Annotated in this window: 15 protein-coding genes; 12 read left to right on the top strand and 3 right to left on the bottom strand. The window is 39.2% G+C overall.

The features are described 5' to 3' along the window. Positions 1–140: 140 nt before the first annotated feature. The gene (gene ileS / locus ACIQXI_RS12205) at positions 141–2,909 is read left to right on the top strand and encodes an isoleucine--tRNA ligase (protein WP_402925028.1); all 2,769 of its coding nucleotides are present in this window, start codon (positions 141–143) and stop codon (positions 2,907–2,909) included. Between the two features lie 64 nt (positions 2,910–2,973). On the opposite strand, the gene ACIQXI_RS12200 is transcribed toward ileS, so the two are convergent. Then, a complete protein-coding gene (locus ACIQXI_RS12200; protein WP_402925025.1) occupies positions 2,974–4,152 on the bottom strand; it encodes an AraC family transcriptional regulator in 1,179 nt (392 codons plus the stop codon). A gap of 243 nt (positions 4,153–4,395) precedes the next feature. Between ACIQXI_RS12200 and ACIQXI_RS12195 the strand changes: the two genes are divergently transcribed. Beyond that, positions 4,396–4,722 (top strand): DUF485 domain-containing protein, encoded by a 327-nt coding sequence (locus ACIQXI_RS12195; RefSeq protein ID WP_402925023.1) that lies wholly within the window; start codon positions 4,396–4,398, stop codon positions 4,720–4,722. A gap of 23 nt (positions 4,723–4,745) precedes the next feature. Then, a complete protein-coding gene (locus tag ACIQXI_RS12190) occupies positions 4,746–6,314 on the top strand; it encodes a sodium/solute symporter (RefSeq protein ID WP_402925022.1) in 1,569 nt (522 codons plus the stop codon). 161 nt (positions 6,315–6,475) lie between these two features. Here the strand turns inward: ACIQXI_RS12190 and pruA are convergent, their stop codons facing one another. Further along, the gene (pruA, locus tag ACIQXI_RS12185; protein ID WP_402925019.1) at positions 6,476–8,020 is read right to left on the bottom strand and encodes an L-glutamate gamma-semialdehyde dehydrogenase; all 1,545 of its coding nucleotides are present in this window, start codon (positions 8,018–8,020) and stop codon (positions 6,476–6,478) included. Between the two features lie 175 nt (positions 8,021–8,195). Here pruA and ACIQXI_RS12180 point away from each other — a divergent pair, with 175 nt between their 5' ends. Further along, the gene (locus tag ACIQXI_RS12180) at positions 8,196–9,527 is read left to right on the top strand and encodes an AAA-type ATPase lid domain-containing protein (RefSeq protein WP_402925017.1); all 1,332 of its coding nucleotides are present in this window, start codon (positions 8,196–8,198) and stop codon (positions 9,525–9,527) included. A gap of 113 nt (positions 9,528–9,640) precedes the next feature. Here the strand turns inward: ACIQXI_RS12180 and ACIQXI_RS12175 are convergent, their stop codons facing one another. Beyond that, positions 9,641–10,615 carry a proline dehydrogenase family protein gene (locus ACIQXI_RS12175; RefSeq protein ID WP_402925015.1) on the bottom strand — a complete coding sequence of 325 codons (975 nt, stop codon included), beginning with the start codon at positions 10,613–10,615 and terminating at the stop codon, positions 9,641–9,643. A 710-nt stretch (positions 10,616–11,325) separates the two neighbouring features. Between ACIQXI_RS12175 and lspA the strand changes: the two genes are divergently transcribed. The 8 genes from lspA to carB all read left to right on the top strand — a co-directional run bounded on the left by lspA (position 11,326) and on the right by carB (position 21,551). Further along, positions 11,326–11,805, top strand: coding sequence for a signal peptidase II (lspA, locus tag ACIQXI_RS12170; protein ID WP_402925012.1), 480 nt, complete (start codon positions 11,326–11,328; stop codon positions 11,803–11,805). Next, entirely contained in the window at positions 11,802–12,713 is a 912-nt protein-coding gene (locus ACIQXI_RS12165; RefSeq protein ID WP_402925010.1) for an RluA family pseudouridine synthase, read from the top strand. The genes lspA and ACIQXI_RS12165 overlap by 4 nt, the downstream gene beginning before the upstream one ends. Before the next feature lie 309 nt (positions 12,714–13,022). Next, entirely contained in the window at positions 13,023–13,565 is a 543-nt protein-coding gene (gene pyrR, locus ACIQXI_RS12160) for a bifunctional pyr operon transcriptional regulator/uracil phosphoribosyltransferase PyrR (protein WP_402925008.1), read from the top strand. Between the two features lie 21 nt (positions 13,566–13,586). After that, a complete protein-coding gene (locus ACIQXI_RS12155; protein ID WP_402925006.1) occupies positions 13,587–14,897 on the top strand; it encodes a solute carrier family 23 protein in 1,311 nt (436 codons plus the stop codon). A 206-nt stretch (positions 14,898–15,103) separates the two neighbouring features. Beyond that, the gene (locus ACIQXI_RS12150) at positions 15,104–15,982 is read left to right on the top strand and encodes an aspartate carbamoyltransferase catalytic subunit (protein WP_402925003.1); all 879 of its coding nucleotides are present in this window, start codon (positions 15,104–15,106) and stop codon (positions 15,980–15,982) included. Position 15,983: 1 nt separating this feature from the next. Then, positions 15,984–17,261, top strand: a complete 1,278-nt coding sequence (locus tag ACIQXI_RS12145) for a dihydroorotase (protein ID WP_402925001.1) — start codon at positions 15,984–15,986, stop codon at positions 17,259–17,261. Next, positions 17,261–18,361: a glutamine-hydrolyzing carbamoyl-phosphate synthase small subunit gene (gene carA, locus ACIQXI_RS12140; RefSeq protein ID WP_402924998.1), complete on the top strand. Its 1,101-nt coding sequence runs from the start codon at positions 17,261–17,263 to the stop codon at positions 18,359–18,361. The genes ACIQXI_RS12145 and carA overlap by 1 nt, the downstream gene beginning before the upstream one ends. Next, positions 18,354–21,551, top strand: coding sequence for a carbamoyl-phosphate synthase large subunit (carB, locus tag ACIQXI_RS12135; RefSeq protein ID WP_402924996.1), 3,198 nt, complete (start codon positions 18,354–18,356; stop codon positions 21,549–21,551). The genes carA and carB overlap by 8 nt, the downstream gene beginning before the upstream one ends. Position 21,552: the final 1 nt, after the last annotated feature.

Genomic DNA, 21,552 nt, shown 5'->3' with positions numbered 1-21,552 from the left:
CTTTTTTGTTGTGAATGAATAGAATTGGGTATTACTAGGGAAGTACAGCCTAAGCTCCTTGTTTGGGGTTACAAGATGCTGAAGTAATGGAATGATTCGCATTTGCTCTCTGTTTACAAAAAATAAAGGAGGAATTACAAATGGTAGAATATAAAGATACGTTATTAATGCCGAAAACGGATTTTCCTATGCGTGGGAACTTACCTGTAAATGAACCAAAAATGCAAGAAAAATGGAATGAGATGGACATCAATAAATTACAAATGGAGCGTACAGCAGGTCGCCCAGAATATGTCCTACATGACGGTCCTCCATATGCAAATGGAGATATCCATATTGGTCATGCTTTAAATAAAGTTCTAAAAGACATGATTACACGTCATCGTTCAATGACAGGTTATCATGTCAATTATATCCCTGGTTGGGATACACATGGTTTACCGATTGAGCAAGCTTTAACAAACAAAGGTGTTAAGCGTAAAGAAATGTCCATTGCTGATTTCCGTGAGCTTTGTGAAAAATATGCGTATGAGCAAATCGATAATCAGCGTGCACAATTCCGCCGATTAGGTATTCGTGGTGATTGGGAAAATCCATACATTACATTAAAACCAGAATTTGAAGCTCGACAAATTGAAGTATTCGGTAAAATGGCTGAAAAAGGCTATATTTATAAAGGTTTGAAACCAGTATACTGGTCACCTTCTTCTGAATCAGCGCTTGCAGAAGCGGAAATTGAATATAAAGATGTCAAATCAGCTTCTATTTATGTAAGCTTTGCCATTAAAGATGCAAAAGGCATTGTGCCAGCTGATGCGAAATTTATTATTTGGACGACTACACCGTGGACAATTCCAGCAAACTTAGGAATTTCTTTAAATCCAGAATTTATCTATGTTGTTGTGGCAGTAGCAGATAAAAAATTCATTATCGCTAAAGAATTACTTGAAACAGTTGCAAACGCGCTTGAATGGGAATCTTACGAAGTGATCCAAGAAGTTAAAGGGGAAGCATTAGATCGTCTTGTAGCACAGCATCCATTCTATGACCGTGAATCACTAGTTATGGTCGGCGAACACGTAACGGCTGAGGCAGGTACTGGCTGTGTGCATACAGCGACAGGACACGGTGAAGACGACTATCAAATCGGTAAGCGATATGGTTTACCAATTTTAAGCCCATTGGATAACAGTGGTTGTTATACAGACGAAGCACCAGGCTTCGAAGGTGTGTTCTACAATGATGCAAATAAAATGGTGACGGCTAAATTAGAAGAGGTTGGTGCATTAGAAAAATTAAACTTCTTTACGCACTCGTATCCACATGATTGGCGTACGAAAAAACCTGTTATTTATCGTGCTACACCACAATGGTTTGCGTCAATCGATGCATTCCGTGATGAATTATTAGCAGCGGTTAAATCGACGGCATTTACACCGGCATGGGGCGAAACACGCCTTTATAATATGATTCGTGACCGTGGCGACTGGGTTATTTCTCGTCAACGTGCATGGGGTGTACCAATTCCAATTTTCTATGCTGAAAATGGTGAGCCAATTATTACACCAGAAACAATTACGCGTATTTCTTCACTATTCCGTGAGCATGGTTCAAATATTTGGTTCCAAATGACGGCGAAAGAATTATTACCAGAAGGCTTTACACATCCAGGTAGTCCAAATGGAGAGTTTACGAAAGAAAACGATATTATGGACGTATGGTTTGACTCAGGTTCATCTCACCAAGGTGTCCTTGTAGAGCGTGGTATGAAATATCCAGCAGATCTTTATTTAGAAGGCTCTGACCAACACCGTGGATGGTTTAACTCATCATTAATTACGTCTGTAGCGATTAATGGTTTTGCACCTTATAAAGGGCTTTTAACACATGGTTTCGTATTAGATGGTGAAGGTCGCAAAATGAGTAAATCTTTAGGTAATGTCATTATCCCACAAAAGGTAATGGACCAATACGGTGCCGACATTTTACGTTTATGGGTAGCTTCTGTTGATTATACGGCGGATGTGCGTATTTCAATGGATATGTTAAAACAAGTGTCTGAAGTGTACCGTAAAATCCGTAATACGTTCCGTTTCTTACACGGCAATGTAGCTGATTTTAATCCACAGAAAGACCGTGTAGCCTATGCAGAGTTACGCGAAATGGATCAATACATTTACATGCGTCTACAAGATGTATTAAAAACAGTGCGTGGGGCTTACGAGCGTTATGATTTTGCGGCTGTTTACCATGCGGTTAATAACTTTGTTGCGGTAGAATTATCTTCATTCTATTTAGATATTGCAAAAGACGTTGTTTATATCGAAGGTCATGACAATAAAGATCGTCGTGCAATGCAAACGGTGATGTACGATACATTAATGACATTAGTAAAAATTATGACACCAATTATTCCACATACAACAGATGAAGTATGGTCTTACTTACATGCTCAAGGCGTTGTAGCTGAAGTTTCTGTTCAATTAACAGACTTCCCATCAGTTGATGAGCAAGCAAACTTTGATGAACTACGTAGCAAATGGGAAGCGATTATCGAAGTACGTGATGATATCTTAAAAGCATTAGAAGAAGCACGTAATTCAAAAACAATCGGTAAATCGCTTGAAGCGAAAGTAACGGTTTATGCAACACAAGAAGTGTTAGCATTATTAAATGACGAAAATATTGATTTTGCCCAACTATCAATCGTTTCTGCATTTGAAGTAGCACCAATTGAATCAGCTCCTGCAGAAGCACTTGCTTTAGAACATGCATCGATTGTTGTGGAAAAAGCAACAGGCGAGAAATGTGAGCGTTGCTGGTCAATTTCTGCAACAGTAGGCACAAATGAAGCACATCCAACAGTATGCGCGCGCTGTGCGGAAGTAGTAGAAAAATATTACGTATAAGTATTAAAAAAATGAGCCGTCGATGACTAAAGTCGACGGCTCATTTTTATTATGATTACATGATTTACTTAAACAATATTTCAACGGTATTTCGGTAGTCAGTAGGTGAAAGACCGACGTATTTTTTAAATGTTAGACTATAGTAATTAGGTGTATTAAAGCCAGAACTTGCTGCAATCTTTTCAATGGTATAATCGAATTTTCGTAAAAAAGGAAGTGTTTTAATAATGCGTGTAAATGCTACATAGTCCACAAAGTTACGACCTGTTTCTTTTTTAAATAACCGACTAAAATGAGTAGGGCTAAAATTAATGGATTTAGCAACATCTCCAATAATAAGTTGCTCATCATAATGCTCCTCAATGTAGTGAATAGCCTTTTGCAATTGTTCATGCTTCGTTAAATCCTCATAAAATCGTATATGAATGTTATCTACAGGTGGCTTTCTACGTGCTTTTCTAGCTTGGCTATAAGATTCTTTTACTTGCATCGATTGTAAAAATACACCGCCGACTCCAATAAAAAGATGGATATTATAATCTCTTTTTAACAGTTCGATAGCTGTCAGTAAAGTAGTGACGCCCTCGGACCAATGCTTAAATGAAGTATACATAGTAGGAATGCGCATAAGTAGTAATAAATATCGTTCGAAATTTAAAAAGGACAATGGTGCTTTTGTAGCGAAATGTTGACGTAAGACATTGGTAATGACACTGCTTGCATCAAATAGTGCTGGTCGGTTTGGTGCTACATCTACATAGCCTTGAATTAAGAAAACGATATTGGGAATACAATCAGTTGATAAAAACGAAGAAGCTTGTACAATTTCCTGTTCATTATTAATTTCGCCGCGTATGAGCCGTCTCAAAAATGCTTCGCGAAAAGGTGATGTATGGTTGTGTGGAATTTGTTGTGACAGCTCGAGCATCGTAACCGTACTTGCTTGTTGATCTTTATAAGATGAATAGAGCTTTTTGACGATGCGTAAAAATTTTTGCTTGTGCAAAGGTTTAATAACAAGGGCTAGTAAATTTAATTCAATGGCTATGCCAACAGAATAGGTTAAGTGTACTGCTACAATAGGGATAATAATACTATTAGGATAATTTTTCCTTAAGCGTTTGACCTTTACCCAATCGAATAAATGGTTAATTTCATAGACAATAATTGCTACCTCTTGGACACTCGGTTGCTTACATTCTGTAAATGTGTGCGGGAGAAATTCCTCTAACCATGCTATCATTTGCTGTTTTTCAATTGTATTCTCAACATGCCATACGACGCTTGAAATGCGAAACAGCCCCTTTCTATAAATCAAAACAAAATAAAGAAGGATAAAAATATTTTAACTTAAAATAGCAATATTTTGTACTAATACAGCAAAATATTGTACCTATATTATTCAAAAAATAGAATAGAATAGTTGTAACGAATAATAATTTGAAATTTCAGATAATTATTCACTGTATAAAAGGGGGTTTGTAATATGGCAGGGAGTCATGATTATGAGTATGTAGAAGCGGGCACAGTGGATGTCAAAGATTTGCCACCGTTAGATTCGACAACGCATCAAATTATGAAGGATGAATTTACAACGGGATTTAGCTTAACGGTATTTTATTTTCTTTTAATTTTTAGTATTCCAGTAATGAATTGGTTTGCTCCTGAATTGGCGTTTAAGAAACTATGGGGTGGCATGACGTTTACTTGGTTTGTCACAACAATTGTGATGATGGTGATGGCTTTTGTTATTGCTTATGTTCATACAACGTTGTATGAAAAGCGTTTGAAAAAATATGAAATGTCGAAGTAGTGAAACGAATGGGGGTAGATTAAATGCTTGAAACGATTTTAGAACCGAAAATGTTATTGACGATTGCACTGATGGGAACGATTGTCTACATTACGTATTTGACGAAAAAAAATACGACGGCATCTGATTTCTTCGTTGGGGGACGGAGTTTTGGGTGGTTTACAAATGGCTCGGCAATCGGTGGAGATTATTTAAGTGCAGCTACATTTCTAGGGATTGCTGGTTTAACATTTCAATTAGGCTATGATGGTGCATATTATGCTTTTTGCTTCTCGATTGGCTTGACGCTGTTAGCTATTTTTGTAGCAGGGCCATTACGACGTTTTGGCGCATTTACGGTAGCCGATTTTTTAGCTTACCGTTTTCATAGTAGACGAGCTCGCTTAGCAGCGGTCATTGTTGTGTTAGCTATTTCAGGCTTCTACGCTGCCCCTCAGCTATTAGGAGCTGCACAAATCTTAAGTATGTTTTTTGGTACATCTTATGAATTCGGCATTATTTTTACATGTGTAGTGATGATTTTTTATGTTGGAATTGGTGGTATGAAAGGGACGACTATCAATCAAGCGTTAGAGCTGTGGATTCGTTTAGGTGCGTTTATCGTCATGTTAATTGCGGCGATGTATGGGGGCCTGCATTACGATAAAATACTAGCAGCTATCCATTCCTTTAGCGGCCCTATCGCAGGTACCTCGCCGTATGCTTTGGATGGGAATGATGTCAACTTTGATGGTGCTGCATGGACAGGGACAGGCTTCTATTTCCCAACGTTTTGGCAAACAATTAGTATGACGATTGGATTAGCGCTCGGGACAATAGGGCTACCGCATATTTTATTGCGCTTTTATACGAATCCGAGTGCCAAGGCTGCACGTAAATCTGCCTTAATGGCGATTGGCATTGCCAGTACGTTCTTCTTGTTAGCAGTATTTTTAGGTGTTGTGGGTCGTGCTATTTTTATTTCAGGTACTGCTAGTGAAGAAGTGATGAGAGATTTAGTGCTCGGTGGTAATAATATGGTGATTCCTACAACAGCACTAGCTTTAGGAGGCGATTGGCTGCTCGGCCTTGTTATTGCAGGGGCATTCGCTGCTATCTTCTCGAATTTATCAGGATTATTTATTACAAGTTCTGGTGCATTAGCACACGATTTATACGCTAGTTTTATGAAAAAAGATATTACGCAAAAACAGCGAGTAATTGCTGGGAAAGTTGCCATTGTTATTTTAGGTATTCTTTATGGTGGGCTAGGGTTACTCGTAAAAGATGCATCTATCGGTCATTTAGTAGCATTAGCATTTACTGTGGCTGCAAGTACATTTACCCCGATTTTTATCTTAGGTATTTGGTGGAGAGGTATGACAGAAAAAGGAGCCATTGCAGGCTTGGTCATTGGTCTTGCTGTATCAATGTGGATGATCTTTTTACCAGGGACACTTCCGAGTTTCTTACAATTTAAAATTCCTGGTATAGTGACAGTACCGGTAGGTTTCCTTTCTGTAATCATTGTGTCATTGTTAGATCGTAAAGTACCAGCTGATGTCAATGATTTCATGAAGCGTGTCCACTCGAAAGAATCTGAAACGGCTTAAAGTAGTTTTTTCTGCACGAATCATAAAAAAATAGGAGTTTCTTCTATTATAATGTGGAATAGATTTAGAGGCGAAAAAGAGAAAAAGTGATAGATTGACTAGATCAATCTATCACTTTTTTATCGTTACTCTGCATGCGAGCTGCCAAGGATAAATGACGCTTAAAGCATTTCTGAAGTTGTTTTCGCTTGCATATGCAGTTGTAGGTAGTCTGGGCCACCAGCTTTTGAATCTGTACCGGACATGTTGAAGCCACCGAATGGTTGGTAACCAACGATTGCACCTGTACATCCACGGTTGAAGTATAAGTTACCTACGTGGAAATCTTCACGTGCTTTTTCTAAATTCATACGGTTGTTAGTAATAACCGCACCTGTTAAGCCGTATTCTGTGTCGTTCGCAATTTCGATTGCTTCATCGAAATCTTTCGCTTTCGCGATCGCTACCACTGGTCCGAATATTTCTTCTTTCATAATGCGAGCCGAACGATCTACATCTGCGAATACAGTTGGGTTAATGAAGTAACCAACTGAATCATCCGCTGTACCACCTGCTACAAGGCGACCTTCACCTTTACCAATTTCAATGTATTCTGTAATTTTATTGAATGCTGCTTGGTCAATTACTGTTGCCATGAAGTTGCTGTTGTCAGATGGGTCACCTACTGTTAAAGCATTTGTTAGCTCTGCTACACGGTTGACTACTGTCTCATATACATCTTCTACGATAACCGCACGAGAACATGCTGAACATTTTTGACCTGAGAAGCCGAATGCTGATTTCACGATAGATTGCGCCGCAAGCTCTAAATCTGCTTCTTTATCAACAACGATTGTATCTTTACCGCCCATTTCGGCGATAACACGTTTGATCCAAATTTGACCTTCGTTATGTGTTGCAGCACGTTGGTTAATACGTAAGCCGACATCACGAGAACCTGTAAAGCTGATGAAGCGTGTTTTTGGGTGATCTACTAAGTAGTCGCCAACTTCAGCACCTGAACCTGGTACGTAGTTTACTGCACCAGCCGGTAAACCTGCTTCTTCTAATACTTCGATAAATTTATAAGCGACAACTGGTGTTGTTGAAGCTGGTTTTAATAACACGGTATTCCCTGTTACTAATGCGGCTACTGTCGTACCAGCCATAATAGCGAATGGGAAGTTCCATGGAGAAATGACAATACCGATTCCTAATGGAATATAGTCATAACGATTGTACTCGCCTGGACGGCTTTCTACTGGTTGACCGTCTTTAATACGTAACATTTGGCGACCATAGTATTCAAGGAAGTCAATAGCTTCCGCTGTATCTGCATCTGCTTCATTCCATGGCTTACCAGCTTCTTTTGTTAACAGTGCTGAGAATTCATGTTTGCGGCGACGGATAATGGCAGCGGCTTTGAATAACACGTCAGCGCGAATCGCTGGGTCTACTTTTTTCCATGTTTTAAATGTTTCATCTGCTGCTTGCATTGCTTTTTCAGCTAATTCTTTGCTCGCTTTCGAAACGCGACCGATTACTTCTGTTTTCTTTGCTGGGTTATAAGACACAATTTTATCTTCTGTCGTAATACGTTCGCCACCGATAATCAGTGGGTAGTCTTGACCTAAATAACCTTCAACTTTATTTAATGCCTCTACATAAGCGTTGTAGTTTGCTTCTTGAGTAAAATCTGTAAATGGTTCGTGTTTGTAAGCGATCATATAATTCCCTCCAACAATGTAGGTGCAAAATGATTATGCACCTTATGAGATTTTATTAATACTATAATGCAATATAATTTGGCATTAATCAACTTAAAATTTATAATTTTTTTAATTTTTGCATGGGTTTTTTTGTTGGTGATACAATAAGGCTATGAAGCAACGGGAGGACAAGATGGATAATACTGTATTACTTAATATTTATAAATATGTTATTGAAAAAGGCGACATGGGAATCTGTGTAGTGGATACCGAAGGGAAATTGCTTATTTATAATAAAAAAATGAGAGAATTGGAAGGTGTCAATGAGACAGAATTCGAGGAGAGACGCGCCTTAGAGATTATTGATTTTGAAATCGAAAAAAGTGATATATATAAGGTTTTGAATTCGGGGATGCCCATGCTGAATGTGAAAAAAACATACTGGAATAAAAAGGACCAGGAAGTTACCTACATAAGCAATATTTATCCGTTACACAATGATGGTATTTTAGTTGGAGCTGTAGAATTTGCACGAGATATTACGCAGTTAGAATTTATGATGTATCAGCCATTAAGAAGATATGGTGCCTCTCTAACTTTCGATATTATTACGGCAGTATCGGCTGTCATGAAAGACGTTATTGAAAAAGCCAAAATTGTCGCGTTAAGTAGAATGCCTGTTGTTTTAATAGGCGAGTCTGGGACCGGTATAGATATGATTGCCGAAGGGATTCATCATGATTTGAAGATGAAAAATGATATGTTTATCGGTTTAATTTGCCGCCGTGACGAAAAAACGGTATTAAAACAGTTTGAAAAATATATTATCGATAAAGAAAAAATTACTTTTTTTGCTGAACGTATTGAATACTTATCGATGGAAGCACAAGAAAAGATTGTCGAGCTTTTTGAAAACCATCCGAATCATCATCATGTTTTAATCGCCAGTGTTGGGAAAGATCCAATTGATTTAATTCAACAGCAACAATTATCGAAAAAATTATATCGACTGTTTTCGGGAATAACAATATATGTGCCACCTTTACGAGAACGAAAAGAAGATATTATGCCATTTATTGATGACTATTTGAAAAGGCATCGCGATAGTTTCGGCTCCGCTATTCAAGGGCTATCGGATGAAGTGAAAGAGACGTTTTTAAAATATGATTGGCCAGGGAATCTAAAGGAGTTAGAAGTTTTGCTCGATGAAATCTCGCCACTCATTACGAACGAGATTATAATCGATAGCCATATGTTGCCGGCTCACTTTAAATGGAAAATGCAAAGTTCTAATGATAAAGGGATTGACGAGACGAGTGATTTATTTGTTATCAAAAATCAACATGATATTAGACCGCTGGAAAACTACATGAAAGAAGTAGAGGAGTATTATATTTCAAAAGCGTTAGATTTCCATCAAGGAAATATTTCAAAGACTGCTGCAGCGTTAGGAATACGTCGACAAAGTTTACAATATCGTGTGAAAAACTATAATCTCAATAAAAAAAGCGAAAACATCGATTAACAATGTTTTCGCTTTAGATTAGATAGGCTACTTTGTCTAAACAAGGTAGTCTATTTTAATTCTAAAATTAGTGGGAGCCGCGCTTGCAAGAACGGAAATCGGCGGCACTCATTTTATTTGCCTCTTTTTGAAAGACGGCCAAGTAGGAAGGCTGTTGTTCCTAGGCCGATGGCTAAGTTTGTTTTTTTATTGAATACTTGTTTCGTTACAAGTGTTAAATTTTGCGGACGCTCAGCTAAACGGCGCATAAAGTATCCGTACCAATCGTTACCAAATGGTAAGTATGTGCAGAAGTTGTAGCCTTCTTTCGCAAGAGCAAGTTGAATCTCTTTACGGAAGCCGTATAACATTTGGAATTCAAATTTGTCATTTGGAATATTATGTTGCTGTACAAATTGTTTTACATGGTTGATGACATTATGATCGTGCGTGGCAATTGATGTGAACTTGCCATGTAATAAATGGTATTCAATTAATTTAAGATAATTACGGTCAATATCGCTCTTAGATTGATAGGCAACACTTTCGCTTTCTTTGTAAGCTCCTTTTACAATACGCAAACGGAAATTTTTGTATTTTTCAATGTTTTCCTCAGATTCAAAAAAGTATGCTTGAATGACCGTTCCAACATTATCAAACTCGTTATGTAACGCATTCATTAAATCAAATGAGCTTTGTAAACGAGCATAGTTTTCCATATCGAAGTTTACAAAAATATCATATTGATGTGCTAGTGCCACAATTTCCTTTAGATTTTCATAGCAGAAGTCATAATCAATATCTAAACCTAGTTGTGAAGGCTTTAACGAAATATGGGCATCTAATTGCTCATCATGAATAGCTTGAATGACCTCTAAAATATTATTTTTGGCAGCAGTTGCTTCTGATTTTTCAAAAACAAATTCCCCTAAATTATCGACTGTGCAAGAAATATTCGATTGATTTAATTCTTTAATTGTTTTGACAACTTCTTGTAAATTTGTACCAGCTACTACACTTTGTGCGCCCATTCTTAAACCGTACTTTTGAGCTGCGCTATTTAATATTTTGTTTTCTGACAGGGAAATAAAAACGTCACGTAATGCCATAAAATGTCCTCCTGAAATAGAAAATTTTGATTTCTTGGCGATTATAACACTTTTTTTAAAAAGTAAAACTGCCAGATTTTCAAAACAGATTACTTGATGATGCAATGAAGTATGCGTGAGATATTGTCTTTACTGACTTTTTTAAATTAAAAAATAATAAAAAATTTTTTTTAAATTGGTGTAGTTGAAACAACAAAAAATTTACTTTAAATGGTAATTTGGAGTACCAGTCACTCAAACAATTTACTACAATTAACTATTCTAAGTAATATTCTTAGGGAGCAGTACAAGTTGTAAGACGTAACAAACCGCGTGCTAGCAAGGGTTGCGGCTTACACTGTGTCTGCAGAAGGAAACACTAAGTACTATATTGCTCCGTGAGGGAGAAAAATAGGAGCCTACTTCTTTAAGATGGCTTGACCTTATTTTATTGGGGGTAAGCCGTTTATTATTTGCAGTTTCTTAGGAGGAAATCGTTCTAAAGCAATTTCGGAGTCTTTCTAGAGAAACTTTAAAGCACCTATTCAACATGCATTCTTCACCATAGAAATTATCCTTTTTCTTTATAGAAACATAATAAATGACCCCGATTTTTTCGGTTGAACGACTACAGCCTTATGTTTCTGTCATATTTTCATGTTATATTAGTTATTGCTATTTAAGCTCTTATGGTAGAATAGGTTAGATGTTGAGTGAACGGAGGAATAACTGTGTATAAATATTATGGATTGGCCGCATTTGTGATTATTCTAGATCAATGGACAAAATGGCTAATTGTGAAAAATATGGAGTTTGGTGAGCGTATTTCCGTATGGGATCCATGGTTTGGTATTTTATCGCATCGCAATAGAGGTGCTGCATGGGGAATGCTTGAAGGGCAAATGTGGTTATTTTCCATTGTAACAATTGCTGTTATTGGCGCCATTATTTACTTTTATCATAAAGAAGCAAAGGGTAAGCCTTTATTTCAAGTAGGCTTAATGCTGTTATTGGGCGGTGCCATTGGTAACTTTATTGACCGTTTATTTAGAGGAGAAGTAGTAGATTTTGTCGACGTATTAATCCCTATTATGAATTACGATTTCCCAATTTTTAATATTGCGGATGCAGCATTAACAATTGCCGTTGTCGTATTAATGATTGGTTTAATCGCCGAAGATAAAAAAGAAAAGAAACAGGTGAAACAATGACGCAAGTATCATATACAATCGAAGAACAGCAGCAAGGAGAGCGCATTGATAAGGCGATTTCAAGTATACAGACAGAATGGTCTCGTACACAAATTAGTAATTGGATTACAGAAGGAATTGTTAAAGTAAATGGTGAGACAGTCAAAGCAAAATATAAGGTAAAAGCAGGCGATGTTGTAGAAATCATCGTGCCAGAAGCGGAGCCTTTAGATGTTATTGCTGAAGATTTAGCACTTGAAATTGTTTATGAAGATGCAGATGTGCTCGTTGTCAACAAACCAAAGGGCATGGTCGTTCACCCTGCACCTGGGCATATGACAGGCACGCTTGTAAATGGTCTAATGTATCATTGCACAGATTTATCGGGCATTAATGGTGTGATGCGTCCAGGTATTGTCCACCGTATCGATAAAGACACATCAGGCTTACTTATGGTTGCCAAAAATGATGTTGCACATGAATCATTAGTCGAGCAGCTAGTGAATAAAACGGTAACACGTAAATATACAGCCCTTGTTCATGGCCATATCGCCCATGATAAAGGAACAATTGACGCACCGATTGGACGTGACCAAAAGGATCGTCAAAAACAAGCTATTGTCGATAAAGGCAAACATGCGGTCACACATTTCCAAGTAATTGAACGTTTCGGTGATTATACACTAGTAGAATGTCGTCTTGAAACGGGACGTACACACCAAATTCGCGTGCATATGAACTATATTGGATTCCCGTTAGTTGGAGATCCGAAATATGGCCCGAGAAAAACAATTGATTTTGGTGGACAAGTATTGCATGCAGGAATTTTAGGATTCAATCATCCAACAACTGGCGAATATATGGAGTTTGAAGCACCACTTCCTGTCGATTATGTGCAATTATTAGAGGAATTACGAAATAAGGATTGACGAATTATTAAAGAAGGTCTATACTAACGAAAGTGAAAGAACGACTTTAACTTAATAATCACCTTTAATGGCAGTCCAGAGAGGCTGAGAAGGAACCAGTGAAGTGTTGCGAAAATTTGTGCTGCAAATTTTTTTCAACATGCTATTTAAACACGTACTCAACCCTCTCAGGCTATTCGCCTCGAGAGGTTTTTTTATGCCATTAACCGATGCTTTGCAAATAGGAAGCATACAAATCGATTGTGCAAAGCTTTAAAGTTGCGCACAATGGACAACACTGATAACAGAGTGAAGAGAGGAGGACAAAAGATGTCAAAAAATGAGCTTTTAGATGGGCCATCGATGACAAGAGCATTAACACGCATTGCCCATGAAATTATTGAACGCAATAAAGGGATTGATGAATGTATTCTAGTTGGTATTAAAACACGCGGTGCATTTCTTGCAAGACGCTTAGCGGAACGTATCGAAAAAATCGAGGGTAAAGCGATTCGTACCGGAGAACTGGACATCACGCTTTATCGAGATGATTTATCAACTAAACATGAAAATGAGCAAGCGCATGTTGAACAAGTAGATATCGAGTATGTTGTTGCCAATCAAAAAATCATTTTAGTTGATGATGTACTTTATACGGGTCGTACAGTGCGCGCGGCACTAGATGCGGTAATGGATTTAGGACGACCATCACAAATTCAATTAGCAGTATTGATTGATCGTGGGCACCGAGAGTTACCAATTCGAGCGGATTATGTTGGAAAGAATGTTCCGACATCCGGCTCTGAACGAATCGTCGTCAACCTAACTGAAGTAGACGGTGAAGATTGCGTCATTATTTATAAAGAAGACTAACCGATAAAGTGAGGAAACATTATGGCAAAGGCAGTTTTAGATGTAAATGAAAAACCGACCCCAGTCCAATTGGTAACATTGAGTTTTCAGCATATGTTTGCCATGTTTGGATCAACGATTTTAGTACCACAGCTAGTTGGCCTTAGCCCAGCAATCGCCCTGCTAACAAGCGGGATTGCTACATTGTTCTTCCTATTAATAACGAAGTTTCAAGTACCAGCCTATTTAGGTTCATCGTTTGCCTTTATCGCACCGATTTTACTGGCGGCTGGTGGCTTAGATAAGCAAGGAGCAAGTGTCAACCCAGGTAATGCCATGATGGGGGCAATGGCCGTCGGTATTACTTACGGCATTGTGTCACTTATCATTTGGAAGAGCGGCTATAAATGGATTATGAAAATCCTGCCACCTATCGTTGTAGGCCCAGTAATTATGGTTATCGGCCTTGGCTTATCAGGAACGGCAGTGGGCATGGCGATGAATGTTGATGGAGAGTATAACTTACTGCATTTTTCAGCAGCGCTTGTGACATTGTTTACAGCGATTATTTTTACAATCTTCTTTAAAGGACTTTTAAGTACAATGCCAATATTAATCGGCCTGATCGTCGGCTATATTTACTCGATTATAATTGGTATCGTTAACTTTGAGCCAATAAAAGAAGCGAAGATGTTTGCACTACCACACTTCATCATTCCTGGTGTAAATTATGACTTTACGATTACATCTACGATATTACTAGCGATGGTGCCGATTGTCATCGTAACCATTTCAGAGCATATCGGACATCAGCTTGTATTAGGAAAAGTAGTGAATCGCGATTATATTAAAGAACCAGGCTTACATCGATCATTACTAGGGGATGGCTTTGGGACATTGATTAGTGCTTTCATCGGTGGCCCACCCAAAACAACTTACGGTGAAAACATCGGTGTACTTGCCATCACACGTGTGTACAGTGTGTATGTTATAGCGGGAGCGGCAGTTGTCGCGATTGTGCTGTCATTCTTCGGGAAAGCAATGGCCGTCATCGCAACAATTCCAACAGCTGTTCTAGGTGGTGTGTCTATCCTGTTATTCGGTATTATCGCTTCAAGCGGTTTACGCATGTTAGTGGATAACCACGTAGACTTTGGTAATAGCCGCAATCTAGTGATTGCCTCTGTTATTCTAGTAATAGGTATCGGCGGTGCGAAGTTTATCGTCACAGAATCCCTAAGTTTAGAAGGTATGGCGTTAGCAGCCATTATCGGAGTAGTACTAAATGCAGTTTTACCAGGTAAAAAAGAAGCTGATATACCTGTACCTTACAATCAACATAATAATTCATAGTAGTACCTTTTAATGAATTGTCCAGAGAGGCAAAGAAAGGGAAGTTGTGGACAAACAATTAGTAAGCGAATCTCTTACTCTAGTTTGTCACGCCTCCTTATGCCTCGCTGATGACATCAGCGGGGCTTTTACATTATTTAGACACTTAAATAATGAAGGACGTCATACATAGACGTTCATGACACACAACCTAATGGAGGTACATGATGAAGAACTTATTATCAATGGAACATTTAACAACTGAAGAAATTAACAGCATTTTACATCGTGCGCAAGCTTTTGAAAATGGCGAAACATCATCGTTATCTCGTCCTTACAACGTCGCAAACTTATTTTTTGAACCGAGTACCCGAACGAAAACGAGTTTTGAGATGGCGGAGCGCAAAGTCGGCTGTACGGTCATCCCATTTGACGCAAGTTTTTCAAGTGTGACAAAAGGTGAAACCATGTACGATACAGTTAAGACATTAGAAATGATTGGTATGGATGCGGTCGTAATCCGCGCAAAAGAAGATGAATATTATAACGAGCTACTAGAAGGCATTAATGTTGCAGTGATTAATGCAGGAGACGGTGCTGGTCAACATCCATCTCAATCCTTACTTGATCTGTACACGATAAAAAAAGAGTTTGGTTCTTTTGAAGGGTTAAATATCACAATCGCCGGGGATATCTCCCATAGCCGTGTTGCGAAATCCAACGCATCAGCATTACAACGGCTAGGAGCAAATGTCCACTTCCTGTGCCCGGAAGAATGGGCAGGAGATTTTAAGGCACATCATTGTTGGGATGATTTAATCGAAATAAGTGATGTCATTATGTTACTGCGTGTCCAACATGAACGTCATAAAGTAAATAAAAGCTTCTCTAAAGAAAGCTATCATGAAGAGTACGGCTTAACGGTGGAACGTGAGAAGCAAATGAAAGATACAGCTATTATTATGCATCCAGCGCCAGTTAACCGCGATGTAGAAATAGCATCTGAGTTAGTAGAATGTGAACGTTCTCGTATTTTTGAGCAAGTACGCAACGGTGTCTACACACGCATGGCTATCATAGAAACAATTTTACAAGGGAGAGAATAACATGACAAAAGTACTTCAAAATGTGCAAATGTTAAATGAACAAGGTGAACTGCATACAGTGAACATCGCCATAGTAGATGGCAAAATCTCTGCTATTGGACAAGAGGTCCATGTCGCTGGTGCAGAAATAATCGAAGGAAATGGTTTAGTTGTTACTCCAGGTTTTGTTGATGTGCATACACATTTACGTGAACCCGGCTTTGAACATAAGGAAACGATTGCTACAGGCTCTGCTTCTGCAGCAAAAGGTGGTTTTACAACGATTTGTGCAATGCCAAATACGAAACCAGTGCCTGATTCTGTAGAAAACATGCAATTAATTAACGGTCTTATTCAAGAAAGTGCCGTTATTCGTGTACTACCATACGGCTCATTAACACGAGATATTTCAGGTGAAGTTCGCACGGACATTGCTGCATTAAAAGGACAGGGAGCTGTCGCGTTTTCTGACGATGGTGTAGGCATCCAATTAGCGTCAACAATGTATGAACAAATGCAAGAGGCAGCAAAGCATGACATGGTCGTTGTGGCACACTGTGAAGATAACTCATTGATTTATGATGGGGTTATGCATGAAGGAAAGCGCAACAAAGAGCTAGGACTACCAGGGATTCCGTCGATTTGTGAATCTGTCCAAATCGCACGCGATGTGCTGCTAGCAGAAGCTGCTGGCGCACGTTACCATGTGTGTCACGTATCAACAAAAGAATCTGTGCGTGCAGTACGAGATGCAAAAGCAGCAGGTATCCGTGTTACTGCTGAAGTTTGTCCGCACCACTTATTACTAGAAGAGATGGATATCCCATCAGATGATGCTAATTGGAAAATGAATCCGCCATTACGCGCTGCAGACGATAAAGATTCGCTACATGCAGCACTACTTGACGGTACCATCGACTGCATCGCGACAGATCATGCGCCACATACAATAGAAGAAAAATGCTGTGGTATGGTAGGGGCACCATTCGGTATCGTAGGCTTTGAAACAGCCTTCCCATTGTTATATACACAATTTGTGGAAACAGGGAAATGGACATTAAAGCAATTAGTAGATTGGATGACGGTTAAAGCGGCACAAATTTTTGATTTACCATATGGTACGTTAGAAGTAGGTGCTTCAGCAGATATGGTATTAATTGATATCAACAAAGAACAAACAATTGATGCAGAAGGTTTTGTATCAAAAGGTCGCAATACACCATTCAATGGTTGGGTTGCAAAAGGTTGGCCAGTCGTAACTATATTTGAAGGCAATATCGTATACCAGGAGGCAGAGTAATGAAAAAACGTTTACTTATTTTAGAAGATGGCACAGTATTTACAGGCACAGCGTTCGGTAGTGAGCGAGCTTCACAAGGTGAAGTCGTATTCACAACAGGCATGACAGGATATCAAGAAACGATTTCAGACCCTTCATTCTACGGACAAATCGTAACGTTAACATACCCACTTATCGGTAACTACGGTATTAATCGTGATGATTTTGAATCAATCTCACCAGCCATTCGTGGATTTGTTGTCCGCGAGCTAGCAAAAACACCGTCAAACTTCAGATGCGATTTAACAGTTGATGAATATTTAACATCAAAAGATATTCCAGGGATTGAAGGCATCGATACACGTAAATTAACACGCATTATTCGTAGCAAAGGGTCAGTTAAAGCGATATTAACAGCGGCTGACGAAGAAGTGAATGTCGAAGAAATCGTGGCAAAACTACAGGCAACACCAGCGATTACGCATCATGTTCGCGAAGTATCGCCAAAAGCAGCGTATCCATCACCAGGTCGTGGCAAACGAGTAGTATTAATCGATTACGGCATGAAGCATGGTATTTTACGTGAATTAAACAAACGTGATTGTGATGTACTTGTTGTTCCTTACAACACACCAGCATCCGAAATTTTAGCTTGGCATCCAGATGGTATTATGCTGTCAAACGGCCCAGGGAACCCAGAAGACGTAGCAGAAGGGATCGAAACAGTGCGCAATTTAATCGGAAAAGTGCCAATGTTCGGTATTTGCTTAGGCCACCAAATCTTCTCTTTAGCGAGTGGCGCGAAATCATTTAAATTACCATTCGGTCACCGTGGCGGGAACCATCCTGTCAAAGATTTACGTACAGGCCGTACAGACTTAACATCTCAAAACCATGGCTATGCAATCGATATTGAGTCATTAAAAGATACAGATTTAGAGTTAACGCATGTCGCATTAAATGATGGTACTTGTGAAGGTGTACGTCATAAGAAATATCCGATTTTCACTGTACAATATCACCCAGAAGCATCACCAGGACCAGAAGATTCAAACCACTTATTTGATGAATTCATTGAAATGATGGAAGTAGAAGCAGGGAAGGGGAAACAACATGCCTAAACGTACAGATATAGAAACTATTTTAGTAATCGGGTCAGGCCCAATCGTCATCGGACAAGCTGCAGAATTTGACTATGCAGGAACACAAGCATGTCTTTCATTAAAAGAAGAAGGCTACCGCGTTATTTTAATAAACTCAAACCCTGCAACAATCATGACAGATACAGAGATTGCAGACAAAGTATATATTGAGCCTATCACATTAGAGTTTGTTTCACGTATTTTACGTAAAGAGCGTCCGGATGCGATCTTACCAACACTAGGTGGTCAAACAGGTTTAAATATGGCAATCGAGTTAGACAACTCGGGAATTTTAAATGAGCTAAATATCGAAATTCTTGGGACAAAACTAGATGCCATCCATAAAGCAGAAGACCGTGATTTATTCCGTAACTTAATGTACGAACTAGGTGCACCAGTACCGGAATCAGACATTATCCATAATTTAGATCAAGCGAAAAACTTTGTTGCAAAAATCGGTTATCCAGTCATCGTACGTCCTGCTTTCACACTTGGTGGAACAGGCGGCGGTATTTGCTATAACGATCAAGACTTAGAAGAAATCGTGACATCAGGTTTGAAATATTCACCAGTAACACAATGTTTACTTGAAAAATCAATCGCTGGCTTTAAAGAAATTGAATATGAAGTAATGCGTGATGCGGCAGACAACGCCATCGTAGTTTGTAACATGGAAAATGTCGACCCAGTAGGGATTCATACAGGTGACTCCATCGTAGTTGCACCAACACAAACACTTTCTGACCGTGAAAACCAAATGCTACGTAATATCTCACTAGATATTATCCGTGCACTGAAAATTGAAGGTGGCTGTAACGTACAGTTAGCACTTGATCCATACAGCTTCAACTACTATGTCATCGAAGTAAACCCACGTGTATCGCGTTCATCTGCATTAGCATCAAAAGCTACAGGCTACCCAATTGCCAAGCTAGCAGCAAAAATTGCAGTAGGTTTAACATTAGATGAAATTAAAAATCCAGTGACAGGTTCAACGTATGCTTGCTTCGAGCCGGCACTAGACTACATCGTGGCAAAAATTCCACGCTGGCCATTCGATAAATTCGAATCAGCAAAACGTAACTTAGGCACACAAATGAAAGCTACTGGGGAAGTAATGGCACTTGGTCGTACGTTCGAAGAAGCAATGCTGAAAGCTGTCCGTTCTCTTGAAACAGGTCAAGTTCACCTTGAGCTAAAGCATGCCGAAGATAACGCGGATTCTTGGATCGAAAAACGTATCCGTAAAGCAGGAGATGAGCGCTTATTCTTTATCGGTGAAGCATTGCGCCGCGGTGTGACAATCGAGCAAATACATGAATGGTCGGCAATTGACTTATTCTTCTTAAATAAATTTAAAAACATCGTCGATATGGAGCAAACACTTGCTGACCATAAAAACGATAAAGAAGTATTACGTACGGCAAAACGTTTAGGCTTCGCTGATAAAAAAATTGCGGAGCTTTGGGACACAACACCAGAAGCAATCTATGCGTATCGTAAAGAAAACGGCATTGTGCCAGTATACAAAATGGTAGATACATGTGCAGCAGAATTCGAATCTGAAACACCATATTTCTACGGCACATATGAAGATGAAAATGAATCAATCAAGTCTGAAAAACCTTCTGTAGTCGTGTTAGGCTCTGGACCAATCCGTATCGGTCAAGGTGTCGAGTTCGACTATGCGACAGTGCACTCAGTATGGGCCATCCAAGAAGCGGGCTATGAAGCAATTATTATTAACTCCAATCCAGAAACAGTATCAACAGACTTCTCGATTTCTGATAAACTATACTTCGAGCCATTAACAATCGAAGATGTGATGCACATTATCGATTTAGAACAACCGATTGGCGTAGTTGTGCAATTCGGTGGTCAAACAGCGATTAACCTGGCTGATAAATTAGCTGCAAATGGTGTGAAAATTTTAGGAACATCGCTAGAAGATATCGACCGTGCCGAAAACCGCGATAAATTCGAACAAGCTTTAACTGCATTAGACATTCCACAGCCTCCGGGTGAAACGGCTGTGTCAACAGAAGAAGCTCTTGTCATCGGTGAACGTTTAGGCTTCCCAGTGCTTGTACGCCCTTCTTACGTACTTGGTGGACGTGCGATGGAAATTGTTTACAACGAACAAGAATTACAACATTATATGGAGAATGCAGTAGAGGCTTCACCAGATCACCCAGTATTAGTAGACCGTTACTTAACTGGTCAGGAAATTGAAGTCGATGCGATTTGTGACGGTGAAAATGTTTTAATCCCAGGTATTATGGAACATATCGAACGTGCAGGGGTACACTCTGGTGACTCGATTTCTGTATACCCACCACAAAAATTAACACAAGCACAAAAAGATACATTAGTTGATTACACAACGCGTTTAGCAAAAGGTCTTGGCATCATTGGCTTAATGAATATCCAGTATGTCATTTCACAAGGTGAAGTGTATGTGATCGAGGTCAACCCTCGTTCATCTCGTACAGTACCGTTCTTAAGTAAAATTACGAACATCCCAATGGCGAACATTGCGACGAAAGCGATTCTTGGAAAATCAATCGTAGAGCAAGGCTATCCAACTGGCTTAGCTCCAGAGCAAAAAGGTGTATTCGTTAAGGTACCAGTATTCTCATTCGCTAAATTACGCCGAGTGGACATTACATTAGGACCTGAAATGAAATCAACAGGGGAAGTAATGGGGAAAGATGCAACATTAGAAAAAGCACTTTACAAAGGTTTAGTTGCAGCAGGCATGGAAATTCGCACAGAAGGCACAGTATTATTCACTGTCTCTGATAAAGATAAAGAAGAAGCGATTGCACTAGCAAAACGCTTTTCAACAGTGGGCTACCGCATTGTAGCGACAGAAGGTACAGCACAAGCATTTGAAGCTGCTGGCGTACGTACAGATGTAGTAGGCAAAATCGGGGCTAAAGGCCAAACGTTACTAGACTTAATTCAAAATGGTGAAGCGCAGCTTGTAGTGAACACATTAACAAAAGGTAAGCAACCAGCGCGCGATGGATTCCGCATTCGACGTGAGTCTGTAGAAAACGGCGTACCTTGCTTAACTTCATTAGATACAGCAGAAGCAATGCTGCGTGTCATTGAATCGATGACATTTACAGCAGAACAAATGCCGAAAGCGGAGGTAGTACATTAAT

This window comes from Lysinibacillus sp. NPDC097195 (assembly GCF_044762075.1).
Lineage (GTDB): Bacteria > Bacillota > Bacilli > Bacillales_A > Planococcaceae > Lysinibacillus.
The sequence above is the reverse complement of the archived record's forward strand: the minus strand, read 5'-3'. Positions and strand labels throughout refer to the sequence as shown.